Source organism: Chitinophaga sp. (genome assembly GCF_017745275.1).
Taxonomy (GTDB): domain Bacteria; phylum Bacteroidota; class Bacteroidia; order Chitinophagales; family Chitinophagaceae; genus Chitinophaga.
The window spans coordinates 108,607-128,275 of sequence record NZ_JAGHZS010000002.1 but is presented as its reverse complement, the minus strand read 5'-3'; the positions used below and the strand labels follow the sequence as shown (position 1 = coordinate 128,275).

Below are 19,669 nucleotides of genomic sequence, written 5' to 3'. Positions count from 1 at the left end.
ACCCGGAAACTGATTATATTCGACCCCGAAACCAAACCCTGTCCTGGGGTTCAGGACGTAACCTATATGAATACAAGATCCGTCATCTCATTATCTACTTTCGTGCTGTTGGTTTTTACAGGATTAGTTATCCTTGGTTTATGGGGATGTCCTCAATACCGTGTTTATTCCCAGCGTATGGAAGGGGAAGCATTACTGGCGCATGCCCAGGCCTCGAAAGAAGTGGCCGTGGCAGAAGCCCGCGCCAAAATGGAAAGCGCCGCTATGCTGGCAGCCGCAGATACGATCCGTGCGCATGGTGTAGCCCGTTCCAACCAGATTATCGGTGAATCGTTGCGCAACAATGAAGCTTATCTGCATTGGCTGTGGATCGATAACATCGAAAAAAATCCACAGGCTGTAATTTATGTACCTACAGAAGCCAACCTGCCTATACTCGAAGCGGGGCGCAGACCGTGGCTGAATAACACTCCTGCACCCACCTCTCCCGAAAAAAAATAAAAAAAGGATCAGGGCATTACCCTGATCCTTTTTAGTTACTGCCATATGATCTAATACCGGAGCAACGCCAGCTTGCCATCCATGGTACTTACCAGCACCTGCTGATTATCCACGGGCAATACCGCATTCACCAGGCAATTGGATAATTTATATTTCCATAGCAGCGAATGATCACTGGTGTTAACGGCGTATACCACACCGGAATGAGTAGGCACATAAATAACACTGCCCTGTTGCACCGGTGCTGCAGGATCCAGCTCGTAGCCCATTTCCAGGGGCGATTGCCAGCTTACCTGCATACTATCCGCCTGCGTACTTACACCATATAAACGCCCTTCCATCGTTTTAATAAACACCTGGCTGCTATCCGTTGCCAATCCCAACGATTCCCGCATGCGAATATCCGGCCTTGATTTCCGCCAGATCACTTCTCCGGTAGCCGCGTTAAAAGCTGTCATAAACCGGTCCGGCGCCACAATAAATACTTTATTGGCGGCTGCTACCGGCCAGCAGGCAGCAGGCGAAAACATCCGGTTGGAGCTGCCATTATTCCACTTCCATTGCAACGTTCCCGTACGCGCGTCCAACGCATAGAAGTCGTTTCCCCAGCTACCGAAATAAATATTACCCTGGTAGTACAATGGCTTGTTTTCCACAAAACCATTGACACCCGCAAAATCCCATAACAGTTTTCCCGTGGCCAGCTCCAGCGCTCTGAAATGCCCGTCTGACGAGCCGGTGTAAGCAACATCGTTTACAATAACCGTACTGGCGACCAACGGCTTCCCCGTTTCGTACTGCCATAACCGTTTGCCCGTGCCCGCATCCAGGCAATAAATGAAATGATCGGAAGAGCCTACCACCACCCTATTACCCGCCACTGCCGGTGTAGCGTATATCTTTCCTTTAGTGGAAAATGTCCACTTCTTTTTGCCATTTTTTAAATGCAGCGCATACACTTCTCCGGCAGTATTGGTGCTGATCACCAGCCCATTGTATACAGCCATGCCGGAGCCGATATCACTATTGTCCTGGTACACCCAGCCAGCTTTCACAGCGGGAAAAGAATCATTCATGGCAAAAGAAGGACGAGGGAAGGCGCCCTTCCCGGTTCCCAGAGCATGACTGTTCAACGGTATCGCTGCCCATTCCCTGTTTTTCGCGATCACCGGTGTTCTCTCTTCAAATGCAGCTTTTCCATTTGCGATAGTCACAATATTGTATCCGCCTATGCTGTCTTTAGCACGAAGATTAGAACGACACATCACGCCTGGGATCTCCTCAAAATCAAATACATGATTGGCATGTCCATGGCCGCATAGAATCAACTGTATGTTATGCTGCTTCAGGCGGTCAATGGCTTCATACCAGTTATTCAGGTCTGCATTCTGCGGGTAGTGATTAATGTAGATGACCGGCGTTTTTTTATCCAGCTTTTTCAGTACTTCATCCAACCAAACAATATTTTCACGGGGCACCTGTCCCGGTCCCATCCGCATATTGGGTCCGCAATTGGTACCCAGGAACTGATAACCACCATAGCTAAACGAAAATGTTTCGCTGCCAAACACTTTACGGAAAGTATTGCCACCGCTTTCAGACCATTTGGTGTCATGATTACCTGGAATAATATACCACGGCTTTTTCAGCCCATCCAGCACGGCTTTCGCCTGTCGCAGTTCTTCATCTGCTCCAAATTCCGTGATATCGCCGGAAATAATGGTAAAGGCCAGATCCGGCTGACTGTTAATATCATTTACCGTACGTTGCAGATCTTCCAGCGCATGATCGCTACCCACATGCGTATCAGATACCTCTGCAAATTTAAAAGCGGTTTGGGCAGTAACAGGTAAAACGCTGATCAATAGCAGGAAGCCTGCTAATACCTTCGGATAAAATTTCATGCGTTCATTTTTACTTCCGGAAAATATAAATAGAAATTGGCAGAAAGTATAATACAGGTACCCAATCTCCGGCGAATATTGCCCCAATCCCGGCGAAAAATGAATGGCCCAACAGCGATTCGCTATTTTCACTACATTCGGCCGTCTATAACCTGCTGTACGGAATGAAAAAATATATCTTACTGTATACGATATTCTTTTTTGCTATGAACACATTCGCACAAAATCACCCAAAAGATCCGCGCTATAAACAGTATGCCGGGAAATATGGCGACAATTCAGGCATTTGCCTGTTTGAGGATGGTCAGTTTTTGATGTATGGTTATGCCACCATGGTATTTGGCACTTATCTGTTTGAGAAAGATTACCTTCTTTTTACTACCGATAAACCAGCGCTCTTTGAAGTATATGCCCATGCATATCCCAATCGGGGTGATAGTGTACGCATCAATTTCGTAGGCTTCCAGGAAGGCAACAACTTCGTACAATTTGATAACAGCGTTCCACAGCGGGTATTTAATCCCAATGCCAACTGCTTTGATCCGCCATTTGTATATGAGGCGGCAAAAGCGCCACACACCTTTACACTGGCTGCGTTGCTGCCGGAAGGAGGAGAAGGTAAAGAAGCTTCTAATACATTCTGGAGCTACCAGGCGGATAAAGGAATGAACGACTTTGTATTTGTACATAATCCACCTAAACGGGTATATGAAGATTTTAGGGGGATGCTAATAAAAACAAACGATGGTGAAACGTTGCTATTATCTAATTATGGCGGTAAAAACGGATACCGTAAAAACACGACTGTTAACGAAGAAGAACAGGCGTGGGTATTATCTGTGAAGAGAGAGTACAATGAAGCTAAACAACACGACGAAGGCATCGCATATGGAAACAGGCACTATCGCTTTTTTCCGGAAGCAGACCTCTCCACCTATACATTTGATGCGGCGTCCAACCAATACACCAGTAAACAGGCGGCAGAAAATGAGGGTTATTACCGGAGCAATCAGTATAAAGACGACCGCTACCTGCGCAAGTATGTAAAATTGCTGCCGGCAACGATGCGCAGGGAAGGATTTGATACAGATAAAGCTGCAGCAGGAAGTATATTCTTTAGCACTTGCGGGGAAGGATCAGAAAAATCCTATCACTATAACGGCTATATTAAATACGACAACCCGGCTGAAAACGTAGAGGCACCTGTTCCCACTACAGCACCGATTATTCCCGGCACAGAGTGATTCAGGAATCATTGCCCATTCTAAAACCGCTCTGGCGGCTTTTATATTTATCGGAGCTACGATACTTGACTAAATTCAGGTCTTCTTCCAGTTGTTTTTCATCTTCATATTGCCAGGTTATGCTTCTGTCTTTTGAATAATGAAAATGGATAGCTTTTCTGTCAGATGTAACTTCTATATCGGTTACAAATTCCAGGTTAATAAAAACATATGACTGCTGTACGCAGGATTTGATGAAGTCTGCCATGATGTAAGTGTATGATTAAATATAAACAGAAATTATGAAACTGTGGAGAAGAGAATAACTTATTAGTGTATACTATAAACCTATACTGTAATGATTGGAATATTGCGCTATTGTTGCCTGTTTATTTCATGTTTTTATCTGACCGGTTGTTTTGATGGGGTTAGTCTTTGTTCTACAGAGATACCGCTACGGCTGGTTAATCCGGATAAAACTATACAGGCGCTAAAAATGATGACTGATTGTGGTGCCACCACTACTCCATCTTATGGGGTACGGCTGGTAGTTGGCACAGACACAACTGACGAAGGGATAAGGGAAAATACCATTCTTGGAAGTGATAGTAACATTCACCTGGAGTGGTTATCCAAAGATACCTTATGTATTACAGGGATGGATACTACATACGGCTATACGAAGAAAAGCCATCTGCAACTGAGCAGCATTAACAGGGATGTAATTATTTTATACGTTGGCGCTACAGGAATAAACTGATGATCGGTTTGTTCCTGCAGCGCAGCGTGTTACTAAAATTAATTAGCCTCTACATATCCTTTGAAGTTATTCAAAATAGCCTGCCAGCCCGCTTTCTGCATTTCTATGGAGTTCTGTGACTCTGCATCAAAAACAACATTAACAAAAGTCTGTTGACCATCTTCGTTAAAAGTAACGGTTGCCTGGCGGCCATCGCCCATGGTATAAGTAAAATTTTTACCTACTATTATTTCGTCGTAAATAGCTTCGAAATCAAATCCAAAGCTACCATCTTTTGCTTCCATTCTTGCTGCATATTTACCACCCACCCGCATATCATTAGAGGCGGAAGGACATTGCCAGGAAGGATCTGCAAAGTTCCATTTAGTGATGTGTTCCGGATTGGTATAAGCATCCCATACCTTTTTGATACCTGCGTTTACAGTAGCGTCTACAGTGATTTTGTTACTCATTTTTTTGAGTTTAATATGATTAATAATTCGTCTAATTTTTCCAGTGTAGCGGTCAGCCCGGCTTCCATGCCCATTTGAATTACCTGTTCCAGGTCGGCCAGGGATTTATAGGAAACAACAGTTTCCACGATAGCGTTCTCTCCTTTTTCCAGAAAAGTAACCAGCCATTGTGCACGTGGCAGGTCTTTATTTATTTCACCTTCGGCGTTGCTGAACGCATCTGAAGATGTGTAGTATTCAACCGGCTTGATGGTAAGATAATCTGTCCAGCCCCAGTATTCTGTACCATTGGGTTCTACCATAGCATAGTGCCAGTGGCCACCTTCGCGGAAATCCATCGACTTTGTTTTAGTGGTTAATGGTTTCGGAGCAAACCATTGATCCAGCAATTCACTTTTGGTATAGCAATCCCATACGAGGTTCTTATCGGCCAAAAACTCACGCCTGATGGTCAGGGTATTTTTTTGCTTGTCGGCAATAAAGTCGAAGATTAGATTAGGCTTCATGTTCTATTTCTTTTTGATAGTTGCTAAGAGTTGATCTAATTGTGCATATCGGCTTTCCCATATCCGGCGATATTGTTCCAGCCATTTGTCTATTTCTTTCATTTTTTCTATTTCAAGCAAGTAATAGATTTCCCGTCCCCGTTGTTCCTGCTTCACCAGTTCACATTCCGTCAATATTTTCAGGTGTTTTGATACTGCCTGACGGGTGGTATCAAAATGCTCCGCTATGGTGTTAGGCGTCATAGCCTGTACCGCTATTAACGCGATAATAGCCCTTCGGGTTGGATCAGCTATTGCCTGAAAAATATCTCTTCTCATCTTTTTATGAAACTGATTGGTTGCAAATATAAGCGCAACTGATCAGTTGCACAAATTTTTCTTTAATTTTTTTTGTTGGGAAGAAATTATGGAGTAGAAAGTTTTAAAAAGATGTAGCTTAACAAGAGGTTTCAAATGAGAACAATCACTAAAAAAACACCCCATGATTACCGCTTACAGAGAAAGCCTGTGGAAACAATTTGGCGCCAGCATTGACATGCTAACAAATGCTATTTCCGCCTATCCGGAGCACCTGTGGTACACCCGTAAAAAATTTTTCTATATCTCTTACCACGTGGCCGTTTTCCTGGACTATTACTTAAACGTCCCCGCTCAACCAATGTCGTCGCCACTTCCCTACACCCTCAGTAACGATATTCCGGAAGATGGAATTGATGACGTTGTTCCAAACAGTATTTATAGTCAGCATGAAATAACAACTTATTTACAGGCAAGCAGGAAAAAATGCCACGAGGTGATCACTACCTTACCGGAAGCTGCTTTCACGCAGCAATGGATTGAAATAGATGGTGATAAAGAGATGCAGGTTTTTGAATTATTCCTGTACAATATGCGTCATGTACAACATCATGCCGGGCAGCTTAATATGATACTTAAAAGGGACACGGACAGCGCGCCGGATTGGGTAAGTGCAGCGGAATAATGATATTGATCCTATCATATCTCATACCATGCTATCCCACGAAATAAAAAGATCCAAACTGCTTTAAACAGTAGTGAGCATGTTATTCATCTTTTTGACCAGGAAACAGATGCACAACATATCAGGCATTGCATCCTGAGTTTCCGGTATACACCTGTTAAGGATGAAGGGCATTTTGAAAAATGATAAACAAACAGATGCGCTGTTATTCTTTATCTTCAGCGGCAATTACTTTATTAATGTATGCTATCATTTTCGCCTTCTCTATGTTATATCTTTTATCACCAAATCCCACTTCAGATATCAGGTATAATTCAGCTATCTGCTCAGCATCCAGCTTTTTTATAAAATGTAATTGTCTTATCTCCGTTATAGCCTGCTGTATCTGCATTTCAGCGATCTCACTTCTTTCAATTGCATCCGGATGACCATGAATAAACCGCTTCCTCTCAATGGAGGTTAAATTAGTTGTCAGATATGCTTCATCTACCGCCACTTTATTAATCATATCTGACGCTACTTTGCCGGTACCTGTACAATAGGCACAACGACCAGTTTTCCATCTTAATTCCTGTCCAAGCCTTTTTATATCATTATCATCTACACAGCCCTTTCCAAGGCATCTGGGGCACTCAATAAGATGTTCTTTTTTGCTAAATAGGCGTTTTAAAAATTTCATAGTATAGGAAGGGATTTTATCTCAATATGAGATTTTTAAGGCAATCATCTTTCATAAAAGAAAAAGAGGAAAACCGCTTTTGCAATTTTCCTCTTTTCTTGTGTCCCGGATTGGATTCGAACCAATGACCTACTGCTTAGAAGGCAGTTGCTCTATCCAGCTGAGCTACCGAGACTTATATATCTTCTTCCCCTTGTAGTGTGAAATAAATTGTTATATTTATCTCGTTTTGGGAGTGCAAATTTATGTAATTTTCTCTCAATAAATCAAATTTAATTTAATTTTTCTTTAAATATAGTTTTGCATACTATGGATGTACAAATAGAAAGTAGCTGGAAGGAAGCGCTGAAAGACGAATTTAATAAGACGTATTTTAACCAGATCGTTATGTTCCTGAAACATGAAAAAGCCCTGAATAAAGTGATTTATCCCGCTGGCAACCTGATCTTTAATGCCTTCGATAAAACACCTTTAGACAAGGTAAAAGTAGTGATCCTGGGACAAGATCCTTATCACGGCCCAGGACAGGCACATGGACTCAGCTTTTCTGTTTTGGATGGTGTGAAACCACCTCCCTCCCTGGTAAATATCTATAAGGAAATGAAAACAGACCTGGGATTGGAGATCCCCACCAGCGGCAATCTTACTAAATGGGCAGAACATGGTGTGTTATTATTAAACGCCTTCCTAACCGTAAGAGCCGGAGAACCCGCTTCCCACAGCAAAATAGGCTGGGGCGATTTTACAGATGCCGTTATCAGAACCATTTCTGAAAAACGGTCAGATGTTGTATTCTTGCTCTGGGGACGGTTTGCACAGGATAAACAATACCTCATTGACGCTACCAAACATCATATTTTGCAGGCAGCACACCCCTCGCCATTCAGCGCCGACAAAGGATTTTTTGGATGCAGACATTTTTCAAGAACCAACGAAATACTCGCTAAGGCAGGCATTGCACCAGTAGACTGGAGACTCTAAAAGCAAACACTATGTTGAAAAGTATCTTCGGCAGAATATATGCCCTCTGGGCTTTGCTGTTGTTTGCAGGCACTATGCTGGTGGTATTTATCCCTATCTGGATTATCTCCTTCTGGCCGGATCCCACGAAATCCAGGGGATTCCTGGCAATCGGCAGGGTATGGATGAAAGTATACATGCCACTGATTGGATGCCCTGTAAAACTAAAAGGCACCAGCTATTTTGCACCCGGACAAACTTATGTAATTGTCTGCAATCATAATTCACTGATAGATGTACCAGTAACTACCGCTAAAATTCCCGGCGCCAATAAAACACTGGCCAAAGCATCTATGGGCAAAATACCGCTCTTTAGCGTACTGTATAAAATAGGCGGCATATTGGTAGACCGCAGCAGTGAAGCCAGCAGAAAACAAAGTGTGGTGGAAATGAAAGAAGCCCTTCAAATGGGCCTGCACATTTTATTATACCCGGAAGGCACACGCAACCGCACCAACGAACCGCTAAAAGCCTTCTACGACGGCGCTTTCGCACTGGCTATTGATACACAGTTGCCACTAATACCATCACTGCTATTTCATACAAAAAAGATATTACCAGTAAATAGAAAGTTTTTTGCCTGGCCGCATCGCATCGAATATCATTTCCTGCCACCAATACCTACAAAAGGCCTTACCAGGGACGATATACCGGCATTCAAGGAAAAAGTATTCAAACAAATGTGGGAGTACTATATGGCGCATGATACAAAGTAGCTGAAAGCATAAAGCCGAAAGCATAAAGCTATTGAAGCGAATGATATGAGCGGGTACTTTTGAAATATCCGCTTTAATCATTCGCTTCAATAGCTTTATGCTTTCGGCTTTATGCTTTCAGCTTATAAATCATAGAACTGTCTCGATCGGTTGATCCGCAAATCCCGCAGAATACCGGCTTTCGGGTTAATAGTGATGCTAAACTGCCGGAAAGTACCAAACGGTATCAGGTTAATAGACATCTGCCAGCAGTGCAGATCCCGCGAGATATACATATTTGTATAGGCGATCTGCATATTGGTAAAATCAAAACCACTGTTCAATCCAATCTTCCATTTAGGCGTCAGGCTGAAATCGCCGTTAAAGCTGACATACTGCGTAATACGTCTTACTACACCACCGGAATCCGGGATAATGGTATTAGTATAAGATAAGCTATAGGAGAGATCCACACGCCATGGAATATCAAAATCCACGTACTCGCCAGGATTGTTACGCACCATTTGCAGCTGTCGCTGCTGCGCCGCAAAAGCCGCATCTGTGCTTTGTGCATTTTGTATGGAGTCCATCGTTTGCTCCTTCGCCTTGCTCTTTTTATCCTTCGACTGGAACGACGTACTCATGGAAATACTCGCATTCGTTAAACGTCCCAGGGAAATCTTTCCGTTCTGCCATACGTATTTATCAATGCGGCGACCACGCGCATCTGTCTGATAAGGATCGATATTACCGCTGGCTGAGATGTTTAACTTATCGAACAGGTTGGTACGGGCATACAAACTAAAAGTAGACAGCTTAAAGGAATCGGCTACCAGGTTATAACTGCCATTAATACCGAAACCATCCAGCAGCTTGATTTTTCGTTCATGGTTACCCGTGGTGTCCTTTTTAGAATATACCTTCATTTCAAGGTTGTTATCCAATCCAAAGTTCAAACCACCAAAGGAACCGGAAGAAGGTACGCCAATAATAGCTCCATCATACACGGATACCATGGACTTATCACCTGCATTATTATACTGTAATTCTTTATAGAGATGTGGATTCAGATCCGGACGAAAGCTGGCGCTTAATGTAGGACGCATCACGTGACGGATGGCCTTTATCTTTGAATTTTTGTTGAACGCATACATACCGTATACGGCAGTAGACAACGCCAGACTGGTGCTCACGTCGCGGGCAGTAAAGAATCCGGCCTCGTAAGAGGTATCAATAGCTCCGTTGATACCTGTACCCGGATTGAATTTATTGGGATCCCACTTACGGTTAAACTTCTTGGTATACCAGTATTCGCTATAGTTAATACCTGGCGACAACGTAAAAGTTTTAAATACCGGGATAGAGAATGAGATCGGAATATTATGCTGCATACCTGTCTGCATCGCATCAAACATAGCCTGCTTACCAAAGAGAGAATCTTTGAAATTAGCCTGGTTACGCAATACGGTGTTATAAGAAATACCAATTTTCTCGTACCATTTTGGACTACCTATCATTTCTTTACGTTGGAAAGGATAAATAGTATTTACAGTAAAGGTTCCATCCGGGAAGGAAACCGATACATCGCGCGTGCTAAGGTTTTGAGAGTGGTTCAAGCCCAGGCTGAGGTTATAAGGCTTTCCAATCCATGTTTTTGAAAACGTGATAGAGGATCCGATGTTATTATTAACACGCGTATTATAATCATACACGTTATACCTGTTATAGGAAGAAGTACCGAAGTTCACCGCAGCGCCAAAGTTCACACCAGGACGGGCTTTGCTGTCCATGCTATGGTTCCAGGTTACGCGGAAATCTTTGGAAGTACTGAACTCCGACTTCACCGCCGGATCACCGAAGCGGGTGTTGGCAAAGCTCAGGTTGAGGCCCCCGCTGTATTTATAACGCTTACGATAAGTAGGACTGGCGGTGAGGCTCCAGCTACCATAGGAATATACATCCCCCCGCATGGTAAGGTCGAAGTTATCGCCCAAACCAATATAATAACCACCATTTTCAAGTCCGATCCCTTTTTGCTGGTTCACCACGTACTGTGGAGGCAATATACCCGACCGCTGCCCCTGTGTAATAGGGAAAATGGCGAATGGGATGAACAAAGGCGTTGGAATTCCCTCAATTTCGAGGTTAGCAGGCCCGGAAATCACCAATTTATCAGGGATAACCTTTATTTTGCGGGCCCGGAAGCTGAAATGCGGCGTATCCAGGTTACAGGTAGTATAACCATTCTTAAAGCCGAAGATGGTATTATCTGCTGCTTTCTTGGTTTGTGCACTATGAATATAGCCTTCTCCGTATTGGGAGCGGGTATTATAGATCTTTGCCTTCTGAGAGGTAAAATTATAACGGAGGGTATCTGATTCGAAGCTCTGGCCACCATCGTTCATAACCGGGCCGCCAAACAGTTTACCGGCAGTATCCCTGGAGTTAGTTGCCTCAAGGGTACCGGTTTCCTGGTCGAAATTCATTTTTTCGGCCGTCAAATCAATGGTTTTGTATTTTGTGTTGGCAGAACCATATAGATAAAAGCGCTTGTCAGGCACCATCAGGATGATAGAGTCTTTGGCCTTATAAGTAACCGGCGCATCCAGCGTGTCTTTTGATATCTTTGGAACATAAAGCGTATCCACGGTAACCGGACCGCTGGTATCTGTGGCTTTCGACAGCACATTAGTATCCGCTGCAGCAGCGGGCTTAACGGCAGAAGGTTTGGTTTTACCGGTATCTTTCCGGACCACCGGAACGGTATCTGCCAAACTTTTGTTAAAAAACGAAATTGCATGTGGCCTGGAGCCTGCAACTGCATCTATAATAAAGGGAATGGCAATGAACATACCGGCAAAAACCAGGTATGTATGTCGAAAAAACTTTTTATAATTATTTTTGTAGCTAGCGTTCATGTGTTATGGCGGCCACAAACCTACAAGAAATTATACAATTTATTACAAATGGTAACTTGTAATGTTGTAGAAAGGATATGTGAAAAAATGGCGCAAACTCGCATGGAGTAAGCCAATAATTAATTTAACAGATAAACTTATTTTTTTATTTTTTGTGATAAACAGCACCCATTAAAATGAGAATCATGCGCTGGAACCGATTTTGGATTTTAGGACTGGGAACACTATTCACCTGTACCTTTTTTATTCAGGCCAAAAATAATCCCGTTTCCACTAAACAGGATAAGCCTATACGAACGATTGTAATTGATGCCGGCCACGGCGGTACAGATCCTGGCGCCAAGGGAAGCTACTCTACCGAAAAACAGGTAACCCTCGAAGTAGCCCTCAAGCTGGGCAAAATCCTCGAAGAAAATATGCCGGATGTAAAGGTAGTGTATACACGAAAAACCGACCGTTTCGACGATCCCCGCGTTAAAGCCCAGATCGCCAATGATAACAAAGGTGAACTGTTCGTGTCTATCCACTGTAACTCAACTGGTAAAATCCGTAAAGTAGTGGATTACAAAACCGTATACCGGAAGAAAGGAAGAAAGAAAATAGCCGTTAAACAGCCTGTATACGCTTACTACCCCAGCAATGCCAAAGGTACGGAAACGTATATATGGGCCACCAGTAAAAACAACGCTAAAATGGAATCCCTTAAACAGAATTCCGTTATCGTACTGGACGACAACTCAGAAGAAAGCAAACAACTGATCGGAGATGACCCGGAAACATTCATCCTGCTCAATACCCTGAGAAACTCCTACTTCGATCAAAGCCTCCGTCTCTCTACCCTGATTGAAGACGAGTTTACCCGTGTAGGACGTATCAGCCGCGGAGCAAGACAAAGAAATGAAAAAGGTATCTGGGTACTGTCTGCCACCGCAATGCCCAGCGTACTGGTAGAACTGGGATTTATCAGCAACCCTGAAGAGGAAGATTACCTCAACTCCAGCAATGGACAAACAGAACTGGCTAACTGTATCTATAAAGCGATTAAGCGTTACCGTGAAGAACTCGACAGGTTCACCAACAACCGCAACGCCCACCCGTCTACTACCCGTATTTCTTCCAAAAACAAAAGTACTCATGCCGTTGCACTGGTTGGCAAAGAAGCCACCAATAGTAAATCTCAGGCTGCCGACAGCTACTGCGTACAACTCATGATAACAGATAAATTATATAAACCAGGAGCTTCCATTTTCAGGAAGCTCCATGGTGATATCAATCGCCAGCAAGTAGTCATGAATAAAAAAAAACTGAACAAATATATGTGGGGACGCTTCAAAACAGATCAGCAAGCCTCCGGTGCCCTGCGTAAGGCCCGCAAACTGGGATTCAAAGACGCTTTTGTGACCTCCTGCTAATCACCACCCATTCCCCCAATTACCCCCTGCTCTTCTCCCCCTTCCCCGTTTTTATTAACAACATTTTTTCCCGATCACTCCCCGTGCATGCTTTTTGATTATTTTTGCGTGAACGTATACGAATCTCATGCTCAAATTATCTAATGAAACCAAAGTTGGTATATTAACGGTGCTGGGTATAACCTTACTTGTGCTGGGCTTTAATTTATTGAAAGGGAAAAGCTTTTTTTCACATAACAAAACCATTTATGCCGTATATAAACAGGTAAATGGTTTACAGCCAGCCAATGCCGTACAGGTAAATGGCTTAATAGTAGGTAGTGTATCCAACCTCGAAGTAATGGATAACGACGCCTCCCGCATCCTCGTTACCCTCACTATTACCAAAAAAGTGGAAATTCCACGCAACTCCGTAGCCCGCATCACCGGCGACCTGCTGGGTACCAAAACAGTACAGATGGACCTGGGTAACGCCACCGAATATCTGAAAAGTGGTGATACCATCTACGCAGCTGTAGACGGCTCCATGACAGACGAACTGAAAGGACAACTCAGCCCACTCGTCAAAAAACTGGAAGGGACCCTCTCCAATATCGATTCTGTATTAATGTCTGTGAATGCTATCCTGGATACCACTGCAAAAGGAAATCTCCAGGAGGCTATCCGCAACCTGAATACCACTATGCGCAACTTTACGCATACTTCCGCTGCCCTCAATGGTATGCTGGATCCTAATTCAGGTAATATCCAGAAAACATTCAACAACCTGGCGGCTGTTACCGGTAACCTGAAAGATAACAACGCAAAAATTACCGGTATCCTCGATAACGCACAGAAAGCAACCGATGCACTGGCGAAAGGGAATATCGATAAAACATTGCAACAGTTACAACAAACCGCCACTAACCTGAACGCCACCATTGCCAAACTGAATACCACAGATGGCACGGCCGGCATGTTGCTGAACGACAAAAAAGTGTATAACAACCTTCAGTATTCCCTCGGAAACCTGAATAAGCTGCTGGAAGACCTCCGCGTCAATCCAAAACGCTATGTACACTTCTCCCTCTTCGGCAAAAAAGACAAAACGAAGCCGTTACCTTCTGATACAGCAGCGGCACAATAATAAGAATCAATGCATCGATACATAAAATCAGGGATTTTTCTGGCCGTGACATGCCTGCTGGCATTCACGGCCAGCGCCCAGTTTCCGGCTAAACCAGCTCCGAAAACCGGGTCTGTTATTGAAATCATTCATGCGGATACCCTCATCATGTATGAACGCGATTCTGTGAGCATGACCCGCTTCGTTGGCAGCGCCCAATTCAGACAGGGATCCACCCTGTTTAACTGCGACAGCGCCATCAAAAACAATAAAACCAACGTCATAGACGCCTACGGAAATATTCATATTAACCAGGCCGACAGTGTACATATCTACGGTAATTACCTGAACTACGATGCCAATACCCGCATCGCCCTGTTACAGGATAACGCCAAACTAACAGATGGTAAAGTAACCATCACCGGTCCCGAATTACAGTATGATATGAACGCAAAAATCGGCTCCTATACAAAAGGCGGCCGGCTGGTAAACGGTAAAAGTGTACTCACCAGCGATGAAGGATATTATTACACGGAACCTAAAGACATGCACTTCATCCGCAATGTACTACTGGTAGATCCGGAATATACCCTCAGCACCAGCGAACTAATGTATAATACCGGCACCAAAATCGCCAACATCATAGCACCTACCACCATCAACAGTAACGACAAAAGTACTATGTACGCTACCAGTGGTTACTATGATACGGAAAAAGGCTATGGCAATTTCGGTAACCGCCCTACCATAGAAGATAGTACCAGCACCATTACCGCTGATAATATTGAAATGGATAAAATAACCGGTATGGCCTACGCCACCGGCAATATGGTGTACCGGGATACCGCCCGCAAAATGTCACTGCTGGCCAACAAAGGAATTGCCAACCAACGCGAGAAAACAATCCTCGCTACCCAGAAACCACTGCTGATCATGGAGAAGAATAAAGATACCCTGTACATGGCTGCCGACACACTATTTTCAGGTGTCATCAAGCCGGGCGACAGTCTCTCTATCCCATCCGTGGCAGGACTCAAACGTATCCCTGACGGGCCTACGAAAAACCTGCACAGCATCAAAACCATACGACCACCGGATAAATTTTCTGCTACCATTTCACCCGTCACCAAAGGCGACTCTATTGCTAAAAAGCAAACAGTAGCCGGCAACGTAATGATGTTCATGGCCGATAGCGCCCTCACTAAAACCAGGCAGAAACTCGATACCGGCCTGGTGAAAAATGTAAAGATCGCTCCGCTGCCCGCTGTGGTGATGAAAGACTCCCTGCCCGGCATTAAACATCATGCCGACAGCGTTGCCCTCACCGCACCTAAAGACACTACTGAAGAACGATACATCCTGGCCTACCATAACGTAAGAGTGTTTTCCGATTCCCTGCAGGCCGTGGCTGATAGCGTGTTTTATTCTTCCAAAGATTCCACCTTCCGCCTCTACCGCGATCCCGTGATCTGGTCTAATAACTCCACCCAGTTAAGTGGAGATACTATCCTCATGTTCACCAAAAACCAGACAGCAGATAAAATGCTGCTGAAAAATAATGGCTTCATCATCAACGAAGCAGGACCAGGAATGTATAACCAGATCAAAGGCACTACCATTACCGGCTATGTGAAAGAGGAAACGCTCGACTGGATGCACGTGGAAGGAAACGCTGAAACCATCAATTATATTAAAGATAACGCCGGCGCCTATATGAGCGTTAACAAAGCCCAATGCGCGTCTATCGATATCTTCTTCCGCAAAGGAGAAGTATACAAAGTATCTTTATTTAAAGATGTAGACGGCGTCAACTATCCGTTTACCAAACGCCCAATGGACCAGCTACAACTGGAAAACTTTAAATGGGACAAAAAACGGCAACCTAAAAGTAAGTACGAGTTAATGCAATAAGCATAGGGATAATCCCGTAACTGGAATTTGGGCCGGTAACTTAAACTATCTGATGGCCAGATATGTATACTTTACAGGAACAAATTCCAGTTTCATTTAAGCCCACTGCTATCTTCTCACTAAAACTGATAAACGTGATCCGGAATTCTATTAACATCATCCGCAAAACATTACTCTCCCCTATTCACACGTTTTTAAAAGATAGTCGTGCTGTAGGTATTGTACTCATTGTATGCACCATCGCCTCTATGGTGCTGGCCAATTCAAGCATGCAAGCGGATTATGTGGGATTCTGGAATAACCTCTTTGACCCTGCCGGCGGACATCATTATCAATACCGCGCGCTACACCTGCCCAATTCCTACCTGTTATGGATAAACGACGGTATGATGGTGCTGTTCTTCTTCCTGGTTGGCATGGAAATAAAACGGGAACTCACCGTAGGTGAATTATCTTCTCTCCGAAAATCGATTCTGCCGGTACTGGCAGCCGTTGGCGGGATGCTGTTTCCTGCGTTGATCTTCTCCATTTTCAATAACAATACACCTTATGCCCATGGCTGGGGCATCCCCATGGCTACTGATATTGCCTTCTCCCTGGGCATACTATCCCTGCTGGGCAAAAGAGTACCGGTCGGCTTAAAAATATTCCTTATGGCCCTGGCAATTATCGACGATCTCGGTGCCATTCTGACCATTGCCATCTTTTATACTCCTCACCTTGATGTAAAATATCTCCTGATTGGTGGTGGCGTATTTTTAATTCCACTGCTATTGAATTTTTTAAAAGTACAACGACTGATCTTCTATTATATACCCGGACTTGTGCTATGGTACTGCCTCTTTAACTCTGGTGTACACGCCACAATTGCAGGAGTACTGCTGGCATTTTGCATTCCACAGGAAAAGATTGCCGCCCTGGTACATGACTTACATGATCCCGTAAACTTTGTGATCATGCCCATCTTTGCATTGGCCAATACCGCCATACAGCTGCCTTCCGACATTTCAGGGGCGCTGCAGAATAACATCAGTTACGGTGTGATAGCAGGTCTGGTATTAGGTAAACCACTCGGTATCTTTACACTTTCCTTCCTGGCAGTAAAATTAAAATTAGCGGCATTACCCTCAAAAGCAGGCTGGTTGCAGTTAATCGGCGTGGGACTCATTGCCGGTATTGGGTTTACCATGTCTATATTTATCTCCTCTCTGGCCTATGCAGAACGGGAACTACAAATCATTGCCATCATTTCCGTGATAGCCGCCTCCCTCCTCGCAGGTATCGCCGGATTTATTTTTCTTCGCTTATTAAAGCCAGTTGGCATTGTTATTGTAAAGCAACCGTGATTTTATTTTCGTCGTCCATATATACTTTAGAGAAAAAAGCCAACGTTTCTTAACGTGTATTTTACAGAATCAATTCAAACAACACATCTATGAAAAAAGTAGTGTTACTTTTCAGCCTTATTGCCATCCTTGCAAGTCAGGCTAACGCACAAAAGAAAAAAAGCTACAACAACAGCGACCCTTCTAACTATACAACTGCGCTGGGTGTACGTTTAAACCCATGGATAGTGGGCTTTACCGTAAGACATTTTATCCAGGGACCTCATGCTATTGAAGGCCTGGTGACTACCAATCACTCGCACAGGAACAACGTGACTATCACCGGTTTGTATGAATACAACTGGAATATCGGTATGCCGGAACTGAATATGTATGCCGGTGGTGGTGCGCACCTGGGCTTCTACGACCGTCGGGATTACGACTGGAGCCGTTACGAGGATAAACACTTTAAAGACGGTGCTTACGTATCTCCAGGTCTGGATGGCATCATTGGTATCGAATATACTTTCAAGAAATTCCCTTTAAACATCAGTGCTGATCTGAAACCTTACGTACAGTTTGTTGGACCAACCAACTATTTAGGTGAGGAGATTGGCGGTGTGTCTGCCAGGTATACTTTCTAAACCGGGCAACCACTTCATCTACGAACGGATCATGAGGCAAGCATGGTCCGTTTTTTTATGTTCCCTATTTTGAAGTATTTTTAATGCTCAACTATCGGGCATGAAAATCTTCTCCGCAGCACAAATCAGGGAGGCCGACGCTTTCACGATCGCTCATGAACCTATCAGCAGTGTTCTCCTGATGGAAAGAGCCGCCGGCAAGTGCGCCGCATGGCTGGAAGATCACTTCTCCCCCAGTCACCCTTTTTATATTTTTTGCGGAAAAGGAAATAATGGGGGAGATGGATTAGTCATCGCCCGTTTATTGCTGAACCATGGCTACACGGTGCATACCGGCATTGTGCAACGTAGCGCCAAAGCCAGTGCCGACCACCAACACCAGTTACAACTACTGCAACAACAATATCCCGCCGGGATATATAATATAGGAGATGTATCCGACTTCCCCGTCCTTCCCGGGAATGCGGTTATAGTAGACGCTATTTTTGGTACCGGCATGAGCCGGCCTATTGAAGGCTGGGTAGCCGGCCTGGTGCATCATATCAATGATCAATACACTCAACATACCATTGTAGCCATAGACATGCCTTCGGGGCTGATTGCGGATGAAAGTCATCCGGGGGCGACCGTTGTACAGGCACATCATACCCTCAGTTTCGAATTTTATAAACTGGCGTTCCTCTTACCTGAAAATGCCGCCTGTACTGGCGAAGTACATATACTGCCCATTGGACTGCATCCGGACTATATAACGAAAACGCCTGCACGATATCACCTGTCCGATAAAGACATCATGCAAACCATTTACCGGCCCCGACAGCCATTTGCCCACAAAGGCACTTATGGTCATGCACTGATTATTGCGGGCAGTTATGGTAAAATGGGCGCCGCCGTATTGAGCGCCAAAGCCTGTTTACGCGCAGGCGTAGGACTGCTCACCTGTCACATTCCTCAAAGTGGTATCCAGATCATGCAGATCAGTGAGCCCTGTGCAATGTGTATCACCGATGAAGATCCGCACTACAACACCCATTTTCACCACGATATTCAGACCGCTACCTATAAAACCATCGGCATTGGTCCCGGCCTCGGTACCCAAACCGGCACTGCCAAATCGCTGGAGTTATTGCTGAATAGCTGGCAGCGTCCGATGGTAATAGATGCGGATGCGCTTAACCTGCTCTCCGTATATCCGTTCCTGTTAGAAAAGGTACCGGCTGGCAGTATACTCACCCCGCATCCAAAAGAATTTGAACGCCTGTTTGGTCCCAGCGCAAATGATGTAGCACGACTTGAATTATTATCGAAACAGGCGGTAAGACTGCAGATTTATATTATCTTAAAGGGCCGGTATACTGCGATGGCCTGTCCGGATGGCGCAGTATACTTTAATAATACCGGCAATCCCGGTATGGCCACAGGGGGCAGTGGAGATGTATTGACCGGGATATTAACCGGCCTGCTGGCGCAGGACTATTCTCCGAAAGCAACCGTATTGCTGGGCGTATGGCTGCATGGCTATGCTGGCGACCTGGCAGCTTCACATCTTTCTCCCGAAGCCATGACCGCAGCCGATATCATTCACTGGCTGGGGATGGCATTCCGGGAAGGCATCTGATGGCATGTTATTTT

At 44.5% G+C, this 19,669-nt stretch carries 19 protein-coding genes and 1 tRNA gene; 12 read left to right on the top strand and 8 right to left on the bottom strand.

All coding sequences use genetic code 11. The features are described 5' to 3' along the window. Nucleotides 1–66: 66 nt before the first annotated feature. Complete coding sequence (locus J7623_RS06360; protein WP_291918697.1) at nt 67–501, top strand: hypothetical protein; 435 nt, start codon at nt 67–69, stop codon at nt 499–501. Between the two features lie 50 nt (nt 502–551). Here the strand turns inward: J7623_RS06360 and J7623_RS06355 are convergent, their stop codons facing one another. Then, entirely contained in the window at nt 552–2,405 is a 1,854-nt protein-coding gene (locus J7623_RS06355) for a PQQ-binding-like beta-propeller repeat protein (RefSeq protein WP_291918695.1), read from the bottom strand. Nucleotides 2,406–2,611: 206 nt separating this feature from the next. On the opposite strand from J7623_RS06355, the gene J7623_RS06350 reads away from it, so the two are divergent. Beyond that, the gene (locus J7623_RS06350; RefSeq protein ID WP_291918693.1) at nt 2,612–3,649 is read left to right on the top strand and encodes a hypothetical protein; all 1,038 of its coding nucleotides are present in this window, start codon (nt 2,612–2,614) and stop codon (nt 3,647–3,649) included. A 1-nt stretch (nt 3,650) separates the two neighbouring features. Here J7623_RS06350 and J7623_RS06345 read toward each other — a convergent pair whose 3' ends face one another. Further along, nucleotides 3,651–3,896, bottom strand: coding sequence for a hypothetical protein (locus tag J7623_RS06345; RefSeq protein ID WP_291918690.1), 246 nt, complete (start codon nt 3,894–3,896; stop codon nt 3,651–3,653). Nucleotides 3,897–3,986: 90 nt separating this feature from the next. On the opposite strand from J7623_RS06345, the gene J7623_RS06340 reads away from it, so the two are divergent. Continuing rightward, nucleotides 3,987–4,388: a hypothetical protein gene (locus J7623_RS06340; protein WP_291918688.1), complete on the top strand. Its 402-nt coding sequence runs from the start codon at nt 3,987–3,989 to the stop codon at nt 4,386–4,388. 38 nt (nt 4,389–4,426) lie between these two features. On the opposite strand, the gene J7623_RS06335 is transcribed toward J7623_RS06340, so the two are convergent. The 3 genes from J7623_RS06335 to J7623_RS06325 are packed head-to-tail and all read right to left on the bottom strand — an operon-like array spanning nt 4,427 to nt 5,664. Further along, nucleotides 4,427–4,840, bottom strand: a complete 414-nt coding sequence (locus tag J7623_RS06335) for an SRPBCC family protein (protein ID WP_291918685.1) — start codon at nt 4,838–4,840, stop codon at nt 4,427–4,429. Then, nucleotides 4,837–5,346 carry an SRPBCC domain-containing protein gene (locus J7623_RS06330; RefSeq protein WP_291918683.1) on the bottom strand — a complete coding sequence of 170 codons (510 nt, stop codon included), beginning with the start codon at nt 5,344–5,346 and terminating at the stop codon, nt 4,837–4,839. Before J7623_RS06330 ends, J7623_RS06335 begins: the two co-directional genes overlap by 4 nt. Nucleotides 5,347–5,349: 3 nt before the next feature. Next, the gene (locus J7623_RS06325; protein WP_291918681.1) at nt 5,350–5,664 is read right to left on the bottom strand and encodes a metalloregulator ArsR/SmtB family transcription factor; all 315 of its coding nucleotides are present in this window, start codon (nt 5,662–5,664) and stop codon (nt 5,350–5,352) included. 163 nt (nt 5,665–5,827) lie between these two features. Between J7623_RS06325 and J7623_RS06320 the strand changes: the two genes are divergently transcribed. Then, entirely contained in the window at nt 5,828–6,328 is a 501-nt protein-coding gene (locus tag J7623_RS06320; protein ID WP_291918678.1) for a DinB family protein, read from the top strand. A gap of 205 nt (nt 6,329–6,533) precedes the next feature. Here J7623_RS06320 and J7623_RS06315 read toward each other — a convergent pair whose 3' ends face one another. Continuing rightward, nucleotides 6,534–7,007 carry a hypothetical protein gene (locus J7623_RS06315; RefSeq protein ID WP_291918676.1) on the bottom strand — a complete coding sequence of 158 codons (474 nt, stop codon included), beginning with the start codon at nt 7,005–7,007 and terminating at the stop codon, nt 6,534–6,536. 101 nt (nt 7,008–7,108) lie between these two features. After that, nucleotides 7,109–7,182, bottom strand: a tRNA-Arg gene (locus J7623_RS06310). A 134-nt stretch (nt 7,183–7,316) separates the two neighbouring features. Here J7623_RS06310 and ung point away from each other — a divergent pair. Together ung and J7623_RS06300 are read left to right on the top strand one after the other, a co-directional pair. Next, nucleotides 7,317–7,988 (top strand): uracil-DNA glycosylase, encoded by a 672-nt coding sequence (ung, locus tag J7623_RS06305; protein WP_291918673.1) that lies wholly within the window; start codon nt 7,317–7,319, stop codon nt 7,986–7,988. 11 nt (nt 7,989–7,999) lie between these two features. After that, nucleotides 8,000–8,743, top strand: a complete 744-nt coding sequence (locus tag J7623_RS06300) for a lysophospholipid acyltransferase family protein (RefSeq protein ID WP_291918671.1) — start codon at nt 8,000–8,002, stop codon at nt 8,741–8,743. A gap of 122 nt (nt 8,744–8,865) precedes the next feature. Here J7623_RS06300 and J7623_RS06295 read toward each other — a convergent pair whose 3' ends face one another. Beyond that, nucleotides 8,866–11,574: a putative LPS assembly protein LptD gene (locus J7623_RS06295; protein WP_291918669.1), complete on the bottom strand. Its 2,709-nt coding sequence runs from the start codon at nt 11,572–11,574 to the stop codon at nt 8,866–8,868. A gap of 251 nt (nt 11,575–11,825) precedes the next feature. Between J7623_RS06295 and J7623_RS06290 the strand changes: the two genes are divergently transcribed. From J7623_RS06290 to J7623_RS06265, 6 genes are all read left to right on the top strand, one after another. Next, nucleotides 11,826–13,052 carry an N-acetylmuramoyl-L-alanine amidase gene (locus J7623_RS06290; protein WP_291918666.1) on the top strand — a complete coding sequence of 409 codons (1,227 nt, stop codon included), beginning with the start codon at nt 11,826–11,828 and terminating at the stop codon, nt 13,050–13,052. Between the two features lie 127 nt (nt 13,053–13,179). After that, nucleotides 13,180–14,178, top strand: coding sequence for an MlaD family protein (locus J7623_RS06285; protein ID WP_291918664.1), 999 nt, complete (start codon nt 13,180–13,182; stop codon nt 14,176–14,178). Nucleotides 14,179–14,187: 9 nt separating this feature from the next. Then, the gene (locus tag J7623_RS06280) at nt 14,188–16,068 is read left to right on the top strand and encodes an OstA-like protein (RefSeq protein WP_291918660.1); all 1,881 of its coding nucleotides are present in this window, start codon (nt 14,188–14,190) and stop codon (nt 16,066–16,068) included. Between the two features lie 134 nt (nt 16,069–16,202). Next, on the top strand, nt 16,203–17,414 hold the full coding sequence (gene nhaA / locus J7623_RS06275) for a Na+/H+ antiporter NhaA (protein WP_291918658.1): 1,212 nt from the start codon (nt 16,203–16,205) through the stop codon (nt 17,412–17,414). An 89-nt stretch (nt 17,415–17,503) separates the two neighbouring features. Beyond that, a complete protein-coding gene (locus tag J7623_RS06270; RefSeq protein WP_291918656.1) occupies nt 17,504–18,037 on the top strand; it encodes a hypothetical protein in 534 nt (177 codons plus the stop codon). A 100-nt stretch (nt 18,038–18,137) separates the two neighbouring features. Beyond that, the gene (locus J7623_RS06265) at nt 18,138–19,655 is read left to right on the top strand and encodes an NAD(P)H-hydrate dehydratase (protein ID WP_291918654.1); all 1,518 of its coding nucleotides are present in this window, start codon (nt 18,138–18,140) and stop codon (nt 19,653–19,655) included. Nucleotides 19,656–19,669: the final 14 nt, after the last annotated feature.